This window comes from Pseudomonas sp. Sample_20 (assembly GCF_004307585.1).
GTDB lineage: Bacteria > Pseudomonadota > Gammaproteobacteria > Pseudomonadales > Pseudomonadaceae > Aquipseudomonas > Aquipseudomonas atacamensis.
Genome location: NZ_RCOA01000041.1, coordinates 1 through 16,114 on the forward strand (window position 1 = coordinate 1; position 16,114 = coordinate 16,114).

A 16,114-nucleotide genomic window follows, 5' to 3' on the forward strand; every position below is an offset into this window, starting at 1 on the left:
AGTCTGGTGCGGACGGAGGGGATGGGATTGTTGGTGGTGTTGGTGCAGGTGGTGAATTTGGTGGGAGCTTTGCGTGAACTGCGTAGGCAAACAGCGAATAAACGAGTTTGGCAGCCATTCGCCAATGCGATTGTCGCTACTGGGGCTGCAGGATTTACTGCCGCGCAAAGTCTTGGGGATACAGCCTTGAAAAACCGCAGTTCATTGCTGGCGACGAATCTTCAGCAAGCGGCGCTGAAAAACGTGCATGTGCAGTTGGGGAAACTGCATATTGGTCTGGGCAGTTTCACCTATGTCTCAGGTTTCCTGTCTTCGCTGCAAAGCGTGAAAAGCCATTATGCAAACTGGCAACAGGCCGTTCGCGGCGGAAGCTTTCACGCCGAGAAAAGCACTGCGTTGGCCGCGATTGGCGCGTTGGGTTCAACTGCCAATAACGGGTATGCCTTGAGCCATACCATTCACGCCGGGCACAGAGTTTTGATCGCCGAAAACGCAGCGGCAAGAGCCGCAGCCTGGGCCGCTGCTGGCACACGCCTGTCTACTGTTTTCTTTCGTTTTAACCTGGCCGGTGCGTTATTCACTGTGCTTGAACTATCGGGGGTCTGGCTGTTCAGCCGTTACAACATCAGCGCGCATGATAAATGGCTGAAAATAACGCCATGGAGCCGGGATCCGGATATGCGTGGTGATCATTCGCTCAAGGATTATCAAAATTATCTGGCTTTTTTGATTCACGCGCCCTATGTGCAACTCGGCGTGCAAGCGCATGACTCTCGACTTAAAAGCTTGCTGCTGAAAGCCAAGCCCAGCGATATCCATCTGGTCCTGCCTCGATTGACCTTGAAGGATCTGACACCTCCCTTGGGTGGGAAGCCGACGCATCACTTAGCTATCGGCGCGCACCGCATTTCAGTTCCATTACACAGCCGAGGAACGCCACGAGAACAGCGGGACGTCATCAGCGACGAGATCGTAAAGAGTCTGCGCATCGTCAAGTCCATGCCGGAGGGCCTGGTGCTCTGTCTTGAGTACCCGGTAGCACTCGACTCGGAATTCACCCCAGCAAAAGAAACACTCGAGCTGGCCATCCGCATTCAGGCTCTGGATGAGAATGGTCAATGGGTATCAAGAACTCGGGTGATACATGTTGAGCCTCGCGGGAAAGGTCATTTTCCGGTGGTTTTACCTGAGCTTGTAATAGACAAACCACCTGTACTGTTCATCGAAACACAGTTTCTGGACCCAGCCGACCATGCCGAATGACCAAGACAACGCAAGCAACCAGGCCAGGCAGGCGGGAGATATCGAACCGTTTCCAAGCGGAAAAATTACTTATCTGGCACCGTTGCCATTGCCTACCGTACAGCAACCCTTTGGACCGCAAATCGGTGAACTGAATCACGTCTTCATGGAATTCGGGATAGGACCGCCGCAAGTGTTCATGTGGCAGGTAACAGTAGGGTTGCCCTTTAGTGCAACCTTCATGATCACGTGCCTTTTTCCCGCATTTGCTGGTTTTATGTTTTTTCTGGCAGGTTCGGGGTGGAATGACATATGCGGCGCCATCGAAGGAGTTTTCGATGCTTTGATTGGTACGGGCTCTTTGACCATTTTTTGTTGTTTGTGTATTAACCTGGCCGTCTGGCACCATGTCCACAAAAAACGCCTCTCCGTCATCCCAACCCGCTTCAACCGCCAACGCCGCGAAGTCTGCTTCATGCCCGAAGGCGCCACCGAACCAGTCTTCGTCCCATGGGAATCGCTGTCCGCCTGGATCATCGAAGCCCAAGGTGCCACCCAGTTCGGCGTCCATCGCCAATACGGCATGGGCATCGGTTTCTACCAAGGTGAAACCCTCACCAGCCTCGAATTCCAATGCGCCGGCCTGGAGCTCGCGATCAGCCACTGGGAAGCGATTCGCGGCTACATGGAGTACGAGGTCAACGACCTCAAATCGATCCAGGACCTGCAAGACCTGCAAGGCCCGGACGACCCACCCCACGAAGGCCTGCATACATTCCACAATGCCCGCGCGCGGATGCATCAGGAGATCCATGAAGGCCGCCGCTCGCGGTTGTCGGGGTTCTTCTGGTACCTGTATCACGTCATGACCTTATGGACGATTCCCAACCGTCTGCTCGAATGGGAAATTCGTCGGCTGGAAAGAATCGGCAAGCAGGCGCTGCCGGAAGTCATGCGCGAATGGTCCGAGCCATTGCCGAAAGAGCAATGGGCCAAGCCGAGCGAAGAGTTGTTGCGGATGAGCGAGCTGGTGCGGCAGATGCACAAGCGCTACCCGCATCGGCCGATTACCGAAATATTCGCCGCTGTCGGTGCAAGCAGACACACGACAAGGCAAGGGGCGTGATTTGCCAGTAAACTCCCCTCCTCTCGCCGCCCTTTGTTCCTCGCGGCCACCCTCTTGATCAAAATGCGGAGTCCACCTTGCGTCTGTTCCACACCTCCGACTGGCACCTTGGGCAAAACCTGCACGGCCAGGAGCGCGATTTCGAGCACGCGTGTTTTCTCGAATGGCTGCTGCGCCAGTTGCACTTGGCGCAGCCGGATGTGCTGCTGATTGCCGGGGACATCTTCGATACGGTCAATCCGCCGGTCAAAGCGCAGGAACGCCTCTACGATTTCATCGTCAGCGCTCACGAACAGCAGCCGCTGCTGACCATCGTGATGATTGCCGGCAACCATGATTCCGGCTCGCGGATCGAGCTGCCGGCGCCATTGATGCGGCGTTTGCGTACTCACGCGTTGGGTCGGGTGCTGTGGCTGGATGACGGGCAGCTCGACGCCGAACGTTTGTTGCTGCCGCTGCCGAATGCTCAGGGAGAAATCGCCGCGTGGTGTCTGGCGTTGCCATTCTTGCGGCCGGCGGAGGTCACCGGCGCGCATCTTGGTGACAACTATCTGCGCGGCATCGGTCAGGTGCATGAGTGGCTGATCGCGGCGGCGAATGCCAAGCGCCAGCCCGGGCAGGCGTTGATCGCTATCAGCCACGCGCACATGGCCGGCGGTTCGGTGTCGGAGGATTCCGAGCGCAGCCTGATCATCGGCAATGCCGAAGCGCTGCCCGCCAGCCTGTTTGGCGAAAGCATCAGCTATGTCGCCCTCGGCCATTTGCACAAGCCGCAGATGGTCAACGGCGAGGAGCGCATCCGCTACAGCGGCTCGCCGATTCCGCTATCGTTCTCCGAGATCGGCTATCAGCATCAGATTCTCGATGTGGTCCTGGACGGTGAAACACTGGTCAGCGTCGAGCCGAAACTGATCCCGCGTTCGGTCAATCTTCAGCGCATCGGCCCGGCACCGCTGGCCGAAATTCTGCTGCAACTGGCCGAGTTGCCGAACGTTGATCTGCTCGCCGAAACCCAGCGCCAGCCATGGCTCGAAGTGCGGGTGCGCCTGGATGAGCCGCAGCCGGATCTGCGCCATCAAGTGGAAACTGCGCTGCAAGGCAAAGCCGTGCGACTGGTGCGCATCGCCGCTGAATACGCCGGCAATCGCGGCGCCGATGGCGGCGATGACGGCAGCACGCTGATCGAACTCGACCAGCTCACCCCGCAGGAACTGTTCAGCCGCGCCTGGCTCGACAACTACGGCAGCGAGGTCGACGAGCAGACGCTCAAGGACTTCGCCGAACTGCTGCAGGACGTGCAACTGGAGGGCGAGCAGCCATGAAAATTCTCGCCATTCGTTTGAAGAACCTGGCCTCGCTGGCCGGTCCGTTCGAGATCGATTTCACAGCCGAACCGCTGGCCAGCGCCGGTCTGTTCGCAATCACCGGCCCGACCGGCGCCGGCAAAAGCACGTTGCTCGATGCCTTGTGCCTGGCGCTGTTTGGCGCTGTGCCGCGTCTGAACAACACCGGCCGTGATGCGAAAGTCCCGGATGCTGACGGTGAAATCGCCACTGGCGACCCGCGCACCTTGCTGCGACGCGGCACCGGTGAAGGCTATGCCGAAGTGGATTTTGTCGGCGTCGATGGCCGCCGCTATCGCGCGCGCTGGGAAGCCAATCGTGCTCGCGAGAAGGCTGGTGGCAAACTCCAGGCCAGTCGGCAGAGCCTGCGCGACATCGATCAGGATCAACTGCTCGCCAGCCAGAAAGGCGAATACAAAACCCAGCTGGAAGCCGCGCTGGGCCTGAACTTTGAACAGTTCACTCGCGCTGTGCTGCTGGCGCAGAGTGAGTTCAGCGCGTTCCTCAAGGCTGACGACAACGACCGCAGTGAACTGCTGGAAAAACTCACCGACACCGCGCTGTACACCCGCCTCGGCCGCCGCGCCTTCGACAAGACCAAAGAAGCCCGCGAAGCGCACAAGCTGTTGCAGGATCAGGCTACCGGTGTGACGCCTTTGGCGCCGGAAGCTCGTGCCGAACTCGACGAGCGTTTCAACACCGCGCAGCAACAGATGAAGGCGCAACAGGCGCAGCTCAAACAACTTGAGCAACAACACAGTTGGCTGAAGGATTTGCGTCAGTTGCAGGAAGCGCAGCAAGCGGCCAGCGAACAACTGCAAACCGCGCAACAGCAATGGCAGGCACTGGCCGGCGAGCGGGTAAAACTGACGCGTCTGGAGCAGCTTGGCCCGCAACGCCATCAGTTCGCACGCAAGGCCGAGCTCGATGCGCTGCTTACGCCATTGGCGGCGCAGATTGCCGCGCACACCCAACAACACGCGGCGCTGGGCGAACGCCAGGCGCAGCTGGAACAGAACCTCGACGCAGCGAAAGTCGCCCTGAGCGAAGCGCAACAACGCCAGAGCGAAAATGCGCCGTTGCTGCGTCAGGCGTTTGAAGAACACAGCACCCTCGCCCGCCTGATCAAGGACACCGCCAGCAGCGCCGAAGCCCGGCAAGCGGCCGAGCAAGCGTTCAAGGATGGCCAGAGCGCGATTCAGGCTTTGCAGGAAAAGCAGACTGAAGTCGCCGCGCGTTTGCAACGCATCGCCGCGGAGCTTGAGCAGAGTGCCCATCTGGCGCCGTTGAGCGATGCCTGGAGCGCCTATCGCGACCGTTTGCAACAGTTGATGCTGATCGGCAACCGCTTGAACAAGGGCCAGAGCGAACTGGCGTCGCTCGAACAGAACGCCACGCGCAGTGCTGAGCAACTGGCCTCGCACAAGCAACAACTGGAAGTGCTGTTCAAAGAGGCTGGCGCCGAGCCCGATGCGGTGGCCGAACAGATCGGCCTGCTCGGCACTTTGCTGCAGGACAACCGCAAACAGCTGCGCGCAATCGAAGACCTGTCGCGCCTGTGGGCGTCTCAGCAGGATCTCGACAAGCGCAGCGCCGAGTTGCAACAACGCCAGCTCGACGCGCAGCAGCAACGCGAACGTCTGACCCAGGACGGTGTGAAAACCAAGGCCGAACTGACCGTCGCCGAGCAGACCCTCAGCGTCACTCGCGAGCTGCTTGAACGTCAGCGGCTGGCGCGCAGTGCCAGTGTCGAAGAGTTGCGCGCGCAGTTGCAGGACGATCAGCCCTGCCCGGTCTGCGGCAGCAACGAGCATCCCTATCACCAGCCCGAAGCGCTGTTGCAAAGCCTTGGCCGTCACGATGAAAGCGAACAGGCCAACGCCCAGCAAGTGGTCGATCAGCTCAAGGAAAAACTGATTGAGCTGCGCGGCGAAGTCGGTGGCGTGATCGCACAACAGAAAGAGCTGCTGCAGCAACAGGAACAACTCGCGGCGCAGCAACAAGCCCTGGCCCCGAGCCTCGACGCGCATCCGCTGGCCGCGCAACTGTTCAATCAGGACGCCGACAAACGCGACGCCTGGCTCAGCCGCCAGACCGAGCAGTTGAACCAGAGCATCACTCAGGACGAACAACGCCAGAGCGCCCTGCTCACCTTGCAACAGGACGCGGCGCGCTTGTCGCAACAATTGCGTCAGGCCGAGGTAGCGCATCAGCAAGCGGCGCAACAGCTCAGCCATCAGCAGCATGAACTCAACAGCGACCGTCAGCGCCTTGAAGAAGAACTCAGCGCGTTCGGCCCGCTGCTGCCCGCCGACACACTTGAGGCCTTGCGCCTGGAGCCGGCGGCAACGTTCATGCAGCTGGACCGGCAGATCGCCGAACGTTTGACCCAGCTCGAACAGCAAAAGGAAGAGCTGAGCGAACAGCAGCAACGCCAGCAGACCCTCGAGAAAGAACAGGATCGCCAGCAGCTGCGCACTCAGCAGCTGCACAGTGCCGAACAGCAATTCACGGCGTTGACCGAGCAGCAGCAAAGCTGTCAGGAAAAACTCGCGCAGTTACTTGGCGAGCACAGCAGCGCCGAGCATTGGCAGCAGCAGTTGGAACACGCCGTGGAACAGGCGCGCGTCGCCGAAACCAGCACCGCTGAGGAGCTGCAAAGTGTGCGCACGCAACTGGTGCAGATCGCCGCTGAGCTCAAGGCCCAACAGGAACGCCTGCAAGCACTGCAAGCTGAAGACCAGGCACTCGCCGGCAAGATCGCCGATTGGCGCGCCAGCCACCCGGAACTGGATGACGGCGGCCTCGAAGACTTGCTGCGCTTCGACGACGCGCAAGTCACCGAACTGCGTCAGACCCTTCAGCACAACGAAAAAGCCATCGAACAGGCCCAGGTCCTGTTGCAGGAGCGCGATCAGCGCCTGCTCGATCACCAGGCCCGGCAGGACGGCAATCTTGACGCCGAACAGCTGGACAGCGCCCTCGCCGAGCTGCAGAACCAGTTCGCCGTCAGCGAACAGCAGTGCGCCGAACTGCGCGCCGAACAGGCGGAAGACCAGCGTCGGCAGAACGCCAATCAGGCGCTGGCCCAGCAGATCGCCGACGCCTATGCCGAGTACCAGCGCTGGGCGCGGCTCAGTGCCTTGATCGGCTCGGCCACCGGCGACACCTTCCGCAAGATCGCCCAGGCCTACAACCTCGACCTGCTGGTACATCACGCCAACGCGCAGCTGCGCCAACTGGTCAAACGCTATCGCCTCAAACGCGGCGGCAGCATGCTCGGCCTGCTGGTAATGGACACGGAGATGGGCGACGAACTGCGCTCGGTGCATTCGCTTTCCGGCGGCGAAACTTTCCTCGTATCGCTGGCATTGGCGCTGGGTCTGGCCTCGATGGCGTCGAGCACGCTGACAATCGAATCGCTGTTTATCGACGAAGGTTTCGGCAGCCTTGATCCTGAATCCTTGCAACTGGCCATGGACGCGCTCGATGGCTTGCAGGCGCAGGGACGCAAGGTGGCGGTGATTTCCCATGTGCAGGAAATGCACGAACGCATCCCGGTGCAGATTCAGGTGCGGCGCCAGGGCAACGGTTTGAGCACGCTGGAGGTGAAATGAACACGCTGTATTCCTTCCGCCGCTGCCCTTACGCGATGCGTGCGCGAATGGCGCTGCGTTATGCGGGCGTGCCGGTGGAGATTGTCGAAGTCAGTCTCAAGGACAAACCGGCGCAGATGCTCGCGCTCTCGCCCAAGGGCACGGTGCCAGTGCTGAATGCCGATGGCGTAGTGATCGATGAGAGTCTGCAGATCATGCGCTGGGCGTTGGCGCAGAATGATCCGGATGATTGGTTGTTCAAGGATGATCCGGGCGCAGACGTCATCATGGACATGCTGATCGAGACGAACGATCAACGATTCAAGACTTCGTTGAACCACTACAAATACGCTGAGCGTTATCCAGAGCAACCGATGGAGGTCTATCGCATGCAGTGCGAGATGATCGCCCACTATCTGGATCTGACGCTCGCAGACCACGACTATTTGCTGGGTGACCGGCTCAGTCTCGCCGACATCGCCCTGCTGCCCTTCGTCCGACAGTTCGCTCATGTTGATCGCGAGTGGTTTGCGCAGACGCCTTATGTTCGCTTGCAGGCCTGGTTGCAGCGCCTGCTCGAATCCGAACTGTTCACCTCGATCATGAAGAAGTAACCCTCTCTCCCTCTTGATCGTTCCCACGCTCCGCGTGGGAATGCAGCCGGGGACGCTCTGCGTCCCATTGGAACGCGGAGCGTCCCTTGAGGCATTCCCACGCAGAGCGTGGGAACGATCTTCGTCAGGCCAGGGCGTTGCACATGCCCAGCGCCATGCAATCCACTTCAAACGGCCCGAGAAAATCCACCGCGACCTTGACCGGTGGATTGCCGGCCATCAGCCCCAGCGTGTTGGCGCGTTCAATGTTGTGCGCGATGTTGTGGTTGGCCTCTATGGCCCGGGCCAAGCCACCCACCGAGCCTTGGCCAAATCCCAAGAGTGAGGCGCCGTTGGTCATCAGCGCGAGGCTGGCGATGACCCAGAGTCTGTAGCCTTTCATGCGCCGCCGACTCCTGCGAGTTCGGCCCTGTCGACCATCGCGCTTTGCGAGCGCAGTTCGAACTGGATGCCGGGGTGGGCGACGTCGATCGGGGCGTCGAAGCTGTGTTCCATCTGTGCGCCGATGCTGACGAACAGCACCACGGCCAGGTACAGACCGATGGCCAGGTAGGCGCCGCGTTTGGCGGAAGTGAGGATTGCGCTGGCCATGGTGTTCTCCGTGGGCAAAGGTTTCGATGGCCACAGAATCAATCAAAAAAGCCGAAGCAACCACTCAGGGTTTGCAATGGTGAATATCAGCTTCGTTGATTATTTAGAGGCTCTATTTGCCCGCGAGAGAAAACCTATGAGTGCAGAACGCGCGCGCGTGAGCTGCCGAAGGCTGCGATCTTCTGATTGATCGTTCCCACGCTCCGCGTGGGAATGCCTCAAGGGACGCTCCGCGTTCCAATGGGACGCAGAGCGTCCCGGGCTGCGTTCCCACGCAGAGCGTGGGAACGATCAGGTTACGCGCGCGCGTAGGAGCTGCCGAAGGCTGCGATCAAGATCGCAGCCTTCGGCAGCTCCAACAAGGAGATGGCAATTTCAGGCTTGGGTTTTGTGATCCAGCGCGGCGTAGAAGTTGGCGCTTTGTTGCAGGTATTTCTGGGTGTAGCTCTGGGTGTGGGATTTTTTGCTGGCGATTTCGACGTTGGCACCGGCTGGCAATACCACCGTGGCAGAAATGGCGGAAGCGGCGATGACGGAGAAGAGATTGAAGTTCATGGCGGTAACCCTCGTGTTCGTTTGCTTGGTTTGCCCGGTCGGGCTGTGAAACAAACGTAACGCTCGAGGGTTGCCTCCTTGAAATCTTTTGTAGCATTAGCCGATATCAGTGCAATTAATACAACGATGCAGGCCCCGTAGACCGGGGCCTGTGGCTTATTGTCGCACCAGGAATTTCAGATCGCTTGGCGCGTCGATCGGCAGTTTTTGCACGGTTTTGCCCAGCAGACCGGTCTTGGCATCGCGTTCGACGACAACAATCTGGTTGCTCTTCTGGTTGGCAATCAAGACGAATTTACCGCTCGGATCAAGGGCAAACTCGCGCGGGTGATCACCTTCGACCGAGCGCTTTTGCAGCTCTTTGAGCTGACCGGTCGCCGGATCAATGCTGAACACTACGAGCTGATTGGCCGTGCCGCGATTGCTCACGTAGAGAAACTTGCCGTCAGCCGAAGCATGCAGCGCCGCGCCGGCTTTGTCCGAGGTCGGCTGGCCCGCTGCCAGATCGACCAGTTGCGTCTGGGTCAGTACGCCGTCCTTGTAGTCGAACACCGCGACCTGTGCACTCATCTCCATGGTCAGCCAAGCGTGTTTGCCGTCAGCGCTGAACAGCAGATGACGCGGGCCACTGCCGGCCGGCAAGGCTACCGAGGCGGTTTTCGCCGGGGTTAGCGGCAAGTGCGGGTTGGCCTTCGGGTCGTATTGATAGATGAAAACCTTGTCCGCGCCCAAATCATTGGAGAACACATAGCGCCCGTCCGGCGACGACACCGTCGAGTGCACGTGATTCGATGCCTGACGCTCAGGGTTGACCCGACTGGCCGGGTGCCCGCTCATCTGCACCACCGGTTTCAGCTGGCCGTCGGCATCGACCGGCAATACTGCCAGGGTGCCACCCGGATCTTCCATCACCGAATAATTGCTGACGAACAGGTGTCTGGCATCAGCGCTGAGGCTGGAATGGGTCGGCTCGTTACCGAGGCTCTGCACTTGATTGATCAGGCTCAGCGCATGGGTCTTCGGGTCGATGGCGAAGCTGCTGACGCGGCCGACCGGGTCAGTCTGGCCCGGGCCGTTTTCGTTGACCACGAACAAGCGCTTCTGGTCTTTCGAGAGGGTCAGCCACGACGGGTTTTCGGTCTTGACCACTTGCAGCGGCTTGGCGTCGATCTGGCCGGTGGCGCTGTCGAACTGCATGCGGTAGATGCCCTGGCTGGAACCGGCGGTGTATGAGCCGACCAGCAACTGCAAGGTGTCGGCAGAGGCGCTGGAAAGCCCCATCGCGCCGACGCTGCCGGCCATCAGCAAAGGCCAGAAATTACGCATCTTCATTATTGTCATCCTCATCGTCGCTGCTGCTGACTACGTCGCCGAGGCACACCAGACGATGCTCGCCCGTGGTCTTGGTGTCGCTGGCGTAACCGACGATCAGCCAGCTCTGCAGCGTCTCATCGAACGTCGCAGCCGCAACCTGCGCCGGGGTGAATTCCCAGTGCTTGGCTGCACGGCCATCGATGCATTCGATGTGCAGGTTATCGTCCTCGTCGAGGGCGAATTCGAAGGCGTGCAGGCCATCGATTTCGACCATACCGCAATGTTCGAGGGCGTTGAGAAGGGTTTGGGCAGTCATGGCAAACAGTCTTTCTTTGGGGGGAAAGGGCCAATGATAGCCCAATGTGATCCAGAGGCCCCCTGCTGAAACCTTGATCGTTCCCACGCTCCGCGTGGGAATGCCTCAAGGGACGCTCCGCGTTCCAGTGGGACGCAGAGCGTCCCGGGCTGCATTCCCACGCAGAGCGTGGGAACGATCAACACAAAAAATCGCGATGCTGGCTAGATCGCCTCTCGCGATGGCTTGCCATCCACCAAACGCTGAATCCGCAGCGGGTTGGCGTTTTTCAGCGGTTCGGGCAGCAAGCTGTCCGGGTAGTTCTGGAAGCACACCGGGCGCAGGAAGCGATCGATCGCCAGCGTGCCCACCGAAGTGCCGCGCGCATCGGACGTCGCCGGGTACGGGCCGCCATGCACCATCGAATCGCACACTTCGACACCGGTCGGATAACCGTTGAGCAGGATGCGCCCGACCTTCTGTTCCAGCAGCGGCGTCAGTTCGGCGAATTGCTCGAAATCAGACGGCTCGCCGATGATCGTCGCGGTCAATTGACCGTGCAGGCCGTGCAGCGCCGCGCTCAGTTGTGCCTGATCGGCCACTTCGACGATTACTGTGGTCGGGCCGAACACTTCTTCCTGCAGCACTTCATCGCCGTTGATCAACAGGCTGACATCGGCCTTGAACAACTGCGGCTGCGCCTGATTGCCCTGCTGCGGATTACCGGCCAGATGCTCGATGCCGCTGTGCGCCAGGAGTTTTTCCAGGCCTTTGCCATAGCTGCCGAGGGTGCCGGCGTTGAGCATGGTTTGCGCCGGTTGATCACCGATTGCAGCAGCGACTTGTTGGACAAACGCGCTGAACTGCGGAGAGCGAATACCGATGACCAGACCCGGGTTGGTGCAGAACTGACCGCAACCTTGAACCACCGAAGCGGTGAGGTCACGCGCAACGGTTTCCGAACGCGTGGCCAGTGCCTGCGGCAGCACGATGACCGGGTTGATGCTCGACATCTCGGCAAACACCGGGATCGGTTGCGGACGTGCGGCAGCCATGTCGCACAAGGCGCGACCGCCCTTCAGCGAACCGGTGAAACCAACGGCCTGAATCGCCGGATGCTTGACCAGCCATTCACCGACGCCGCCACCGTAGATCATGTTGAACACGCCGGCAGGCATGCCGGTTTTTTCCGCCGCACGAATAATCGCGTCGGCGACCAGTTCAGCCGTGGCCATGTGGCCGCTGTGCGCCTTGAACACCACCGGGCAACCGGCGGCCAGTGCTGCTGCGGTATCGCCACCGGCAGTGGAGAACGCCAGCGGGAAGTTGCTCGCACCAAATACCGCAACCGGGCCGAGACCGATGCGGTATTGGCGCAGATCCGGACGTGGCAGCGGCTGACGATCCGGCAGTGCCAGATCGATCCGCGCGCCGTAGAAATCACCGCGACGCAGGACTTTGGCGAACAGACGCATCTGCCCGCTGGTGCGACCACGCTCGCCCTGAATACGACCAGCCGGCAGCGCGGTTTCGCGGCAGACCACGGCGACGAAATCGTCGCCAAGCGCATCGAGTTCATCGGCGACCGCGTCGAGGAACTGCGCGCGACGTTCGGCGCTGAGGCTGCGATATGTCGGGTAAGCCACAGCGGCGGCCTTGGCGGCGGCGTCGACTTCTTCCGCCGTGGCCTGAATGAAATCATGCGGCAGGGCTTCGCCAGTGCTGGCGTCGACCGAGTGCAGTTTGACGCTGCCGGCGGCGCTACGCTGACCGCCGATGTAGTTGTGACCGAGAATCTGAGTCATGGGATCTCCTTAAAGGGTGCCGATGCTGTCCGGTTCAAAAGCCGCCTGAACCGGTGCGATACCGTTGACCAGCGGTGCGCCGAAATCGGCCTGGCTGATCTCGAACGTGTCGCCCGGCTGAGTGCGGATGCCGTCGGCAAACGACAGGGTCGCAGTGCCGAAAAAGTGAATGTGCACGTCGCCCGGACGCAGGAACTGACTGTATTTGAAGTGGTGGTACTCGAGGTTCGCCAGGCTGTGGCACATGTTGGCCTCGCCACTGAGGAACTCGTTCTGCCAGAGCACTTCGCCGTCACGCAGGATTCGGCTGGTGCCGGCAAGGTGTTGAGGCAATTCACCGGTACGAAGTTCCGGGCCATAACTGCAACTGCGCAATTTCGAGTGCGCCAGGTACAGGTAATTCTTGCGTTCCATGACGTGATCGGAGAACTCGTTGCCCACCGCGAAACCGAGGCGATACGGCTTGCCATCGTTGCCGATGACATACAGGCCGGCCATCTCCGGCTCTTCGCCGGCGTCTTCGGCGAACGGCGGCAGCGGGAACGCCTGCCCCGGACGCACGACAATGCTGCCGTCGCCCTTGTAGAACCACTCTGGTTGCACGCCGGCCTGCCCCGCCGCCGGTTTGCCACCCTCCACGCCCCACTTGAAAATGCGCATGGTGTCGGTCATCGCCGCTTCATCGCCGGCCTGCTGGTGCATCTTGTCCCGCGCCGAAGCACTGCCGAGATGGGTCAGACCAGTACCGCTGACCAGCATGTGTGCCGGGTCCGGGTGATCGAGTGGCGGCAGGATGCGCAGGTCTTTGAGCAATTGCGCGTAGTCGTGGCTCGCGCCGAGGCCGAGGCTTTGTACTTGCTGCTCAAGGGAGCTGCCGGCCTCGATTGCCGCCAGGGCCAGATCACGGACACTGCGGGCGTCCTCGACTTCGCGGACCTGACCGTTGTCGACCACGCCGACACGGCGCTCGCCGTTGGGTAATTCGAATTGAACCAGATGCATGATTTTCTCCTGTTCCCTCAAAACACCGCCGATCCACTGTGGGAGCGAGCTTGCTCGCGAAAGCGGTGTATCAGTCACCTCAAATGTTGAATGTGCCGACCTCTTCGCGAGCAAGCTCGCTCCCACAGGGGCCGGCGTCGATCCGTCAGGTTCGGGTCGCGCCACGGGCGCTGGCTGCGAACTGGTCGACGGGCAGCACGTGCTTGCGCTCCAGCACGCGATAAACAATGCCGGTCAGAATCAGCCCGAACACCATCACGCCCGAGAGGAAGTACAGTCCGGACGCCAGATTGCCGGTGTATTCCTTCAAAGCGCCGATCACGAACGGCCCGATGTAACCGCCCAGGTTGCCCACCGAGTTGATCAAGGCAATCCCCGCCGCGGCACTCGCGCCAGCAAAGAAACGCCCCGGCAAGGTCCAGAACACCGCGGTGCATGAGAACAGCGCGAACGCCACCAGACACAGCGCCGCCAGTTGCGCCACCGGCAGCGACAGCCAGGCACTGAGGAACAGGCCCAGCGCACCGAGTACATAGAGCACCGCCAAGTGGCCGTAGCGATCATTCAAGCGGTCGGAGCTGCGCGGAATGATCAGCAGGCCGATGATCCCGAAAATGTATGGCACCGAAGAAACGAACCCGGTGACCAGATCGCTGCCGCCGAACTGTTTGATCAACGTCGGCAGCCACAGGCCGAGGCCATAAATGCTCAGGGTCACTGGCAGATAAAACAGCGCCAGCAGCAACACGCGTTTGTCTTTCAGCGCGTGCAGCGGATTGCCGTGACGGGTCTGGCCGTACTCCTGCAAGTCCTTTTTCAGCTCGCCGGTCAGCCAGTCTTTTTCCGCCTGATCCATCCACTTCACTTGCTGCGGGCCGTCCGGCAGCCAGCGCAGCACCGGCCAGGTCAGCAGGATCGCCGGGGTGCCGATGACGATGAACAGCCACTGCCAGCCGTGCAGACCAAGGATGCCGTCCATACCGAGCAAACCGCCGGACACGGGACCGGTGATCATCATCGCGATCGGTTGCGAGAGGATGAACAGGCCGAGGATCTTGCCGCGATGGCGCACCGGGAACCATTGGGTGATGTAGTACAGCACGCCGGGGAAGAAGCCCGCCTCGGCCGCGCCGAGCAGAAAGCGCATCACATAGAAGCTGTGCGGCCCTTGCACGAAGGCCATGCCGATGGTGATCGCGCCCCAGGTGATCATGATCCGCGCGAACCAGCGCCGCGCGCCGAAGCGTTCGAGCATCAGGTTGCTGGGAATCTCGAGAAGGAAATAACCAATGAAGAACAGCCCGGCACCGAGGCCATAGGCCGCATCGCCGATGCCGATGTCGGCGCCCATGTGCAGCTTGGCGAAGCCGACGGCGGAGCGATCCACATAGGCGATCAGGTACAGCAGGATCAGGAAGGGAATCAGTTTCAGTGTGATGCGCCGGACAAGCCGCAATTCCTGGCTCATGAGATCGGTCTCCGATTGTTGTTTTTATAGAACCTCGGGGGACGCCTCTCGCCAAAAAAGCCAGGGCCATCCCTCCGTCGAAAACGACTATATAGTAATACTAATTACCCAACAACTCTTCCAAAGCGCGGATTTTGAGCTTAGATTAAGCGTCAGCTCGCAAACAATAGTCTTACAATAAGAGAATCGATCATGTCTGATAAGAAACCCACCCTGCGCTCCGCCCAATGGTTTGGCACGGCCGACAAGAACGGCTTCATGTACCGCAGCTGGATGAAGAATCAGGGCATCGCCGACCATCAGTTCCACGGCAAGCCGATCATCGGCATCTGCAATACCTGGTCGGAACTGACTCCGTGCAACGCGCACTTCCGCCAGATCGCGGAGCACGTCAAACGCGGGGTGATCGAGGCCGGTGGTTTTCCGGTGGAATTCCCGGTGTTCTCCAATGGCGAATCGAACCTGCGCCCGACCGCCATGCTCACCCGCAACCTGGCGAGCATGGACGTTGAAGAAGCGATTCGCGGCAACCCGATCGACGGCGTGGTGCTGCTCACCGGTTGCGACAAAACCACTCCAGCACTGCTGATGGGCGCGGCCAGTTGCGACGTGCCGGCCATCGTCGTCACCGGCGGGCCGATGCTCAACGGCAAGCACAAAGGCAAGGACATCGGTTCCGGCACCGTGGTCTGGCAGCTCAGCGAACAGGTCAAGGCCGGCACCATCACCATCGATGACTTCCTCGCAGCCGAGGGCGGCATGTCGCGTTCGGCGGGCACCTGCAACACCATGGGCACCGCGTCGACCATGGCGTGCATGGCTGAAGCGCTGGGCACTTCGCTGCCGCACAACGCCGCGATTCCGGCCGTAGATGCGCGCCGTTATGTGCTGGCGCACATGTCCGGCATGCGTGCGGTGGAGATGGTGCGTGAAGACCTGAAACTGTCGAAGATCCTCACCAAGGAAGCCTTCGAAAACGCTATTCGTGTCAACGCTGCCATCGGCGGTTCGACCAACGCCGTGATCCACTTGAAAGCCATCGCCGGGCGCATCGGCGTCGAGCTCGACCTGGACGACTGGACCCGCATCGGTCGCGGCATGCCGACCATCGTCGACCTGCAACCGTCCGGGCGTTTCCTGATGGAAGAGTTCTACTACGCCGG

Annotated in this window: 13 protein-coding genes and 1 pseudogene; 6 read left to right on the forward strand and 8 right to left on the reverse strand. The window is 60.5% G+C overall.

What is annotated here, in order from left to right; genetic code table 11:
- The 5 genes and pseudogenes from D8U70_RS10265 to D8U70_RS10285 all read left to right on the forward strand — a co-directional run.
- Positions 1 to 1,263 (forward strand): annotated as a pseudogene (locus D8U70_RS10265) (hypothetical protein); the annotation flags it as partial.
- Positions 1,253 to 2,368: a hypothetical protein gene (locus D8U70_RS10270; RefSeq protein ID WP_177433958.1), complete on the forward strand. Its 1,116-nt coding sequence runs from the start codon at positions 1,253 to 1,255 to the stop codon at positions 2,366 to 2,368. The pseudogene D8U70_RS10265 and the gene D8U70_RS10270, both read left to right, overlap by 11 nt.
- A gap of 77 nt (positions 2,369 to 2,445) precedes the next feature.
- Positions 2,446 to 3,690: an exonuclease SbcCD subunit D C-terminal domain-containing protein gene (locus D8U70_RS10275; protein WP_130928825.1), complete on the forward strand. Its 1,245-nt coding sequence runs from the start codon at positions 2,446 to 2,448 to the stop codon at positions 3,688 to 3,690.
- A complete protein-coding gene (locus D8U70_RS10280; protein ID WP_130928826.1) occupies positions 3,687 to 7,328 on the forward strand; it encodes an AAA family ATPase in 3,642 nt (1,213 codons plus the stop codon). Before D8U70_RS10275 ends, D8U70_RS10280 begins: the two co-directional genes overlap by 4 nt.
- Entirely contained in the window at positions 7,325 to 7,921 is a 597-nt protein-coding gene (locus D8U70_RS10285; RefSeq protein WP_071172691.1) for a glutathione S-transferase, read from the forward strand. The genes D8U70_RS10280 and D8U70_RS10285 overlap by 4 nt, the downstream gene beginning before the upstream one ends.
- A 124-nt stretch (positions 7,922 to 8,045) precedes the next feature.
- On the opposite strand, the gene D8U70_RS10290 is transcribed toward D8U70_RS10285, so the two are convergent.
- From D8U70_RS10290 to D8U70_RS10330, 8 genes are all read right to left on the reverse strand, one after another.
- Entirely contained in the window at positions 8,046 to 8,303 is a 258-nt protein-coding gene (locus tag D8U70_RS10290; protein WP_039763921.1) for a hypothetical protein, read from the reverse strand.
- Entirely contained in the window at positions 8,300 to 8,512 is a 213-nt protein-coding gene (locus D8U70_RS10295) for a hypothetical protein (RefSeq protein WP_039763920.1), read from the reverse strand. The genes D8U70_RS10290 and D8U70_RS10295 overlap by 4 nt, the downstream gene beginning before the upstream one ends.
- 375 nt (positions 8,513 to 8,887) lie before the next feature.
- Complete coding sequence (locus D8U70_RS10300) at positions 8,888 to 9,067, reverse strand: hypothetical protein (protein ID WP_016775003.1); 180 nt, start codon at positions 9,065 to 9,067, stop codon at positions 8,888 to 8,890.
- A gap of 156 nt (positions 9,068 to 9,223) precedes the next feature.
- Positions 9,224 to 10,399, reverse strand: coding sequence for a lactonase family protein (locus D8U70_RS10305; protein WP_130928827.1), 1,176 nt, complete (start codon positions 10,397 to 10,399; stop codon positions 9,224 to 9,226).
- Positions 10,386 to 10,697: a DUF5629 family protein gene (locus D8U70_RS10310; protein WP_130928828.1), complete on the reverse strand. Its 312-nt coding sequence runs from the start codon at positions 10,695 to 10,697 to the stop codon at positions 10,386 to 10,388. The genes D8U70_RS10305 and D8U70_RS10310 overlap by 14 nt, the downstream gene beginning before the upstream one ends.
- A gap of 203 nt (positions 10,698 to 10,900) precedes the next feature.
- A complete protein-coding gene (locus D8U70_RS10315) occupies positions 10,901 to 12,481 on the reverse strand; it encodes an aldehyde dehydrogenase (NADP(+)) (protein WP_130928829.1) in 1,581 nt (526 codons plus the stop codon).
- 9 nt (positions 12,482 to 12,490) lie between these two features.
- On the reverse strand, positions 12,491 to 13,483 hold the full coding sequence (araD1, locus tag D8U70_RS10320) for an AraD1 family protein (RefSeq protein ID WP_130928830.1): 993 nt from the start codon (positions 13,481 to 13,483) through the stop codon (positions 12,491 to 12,493).
- 145 nt (positions 13,484 to 13,628) lie between these two features.
- A complete protein-coding gene (locus tag D8U70_RS10330; RefSeq protein WP_024013183.1) occupies positions 13,629 to 14,951 on the reverse strand; it encodes an MFS transporter in 1,323 nt (440 codons plus the stop codon).
- A 192-nt stretch (positions 14,952 to 15,143) separates the two neighbouring features.
- Here D8U70_RS10330 and D8U70_RS10335 point away from each other — a divergent pair.
- A partial coding sequence (locus D8U70_RS10335; RefSeq protein WP_177433959.1) for a dihydroxy-acid dehydratase occupies positions 15,144 to 16,114 on the forward strand: 971 nt, incomplete at its 3' end.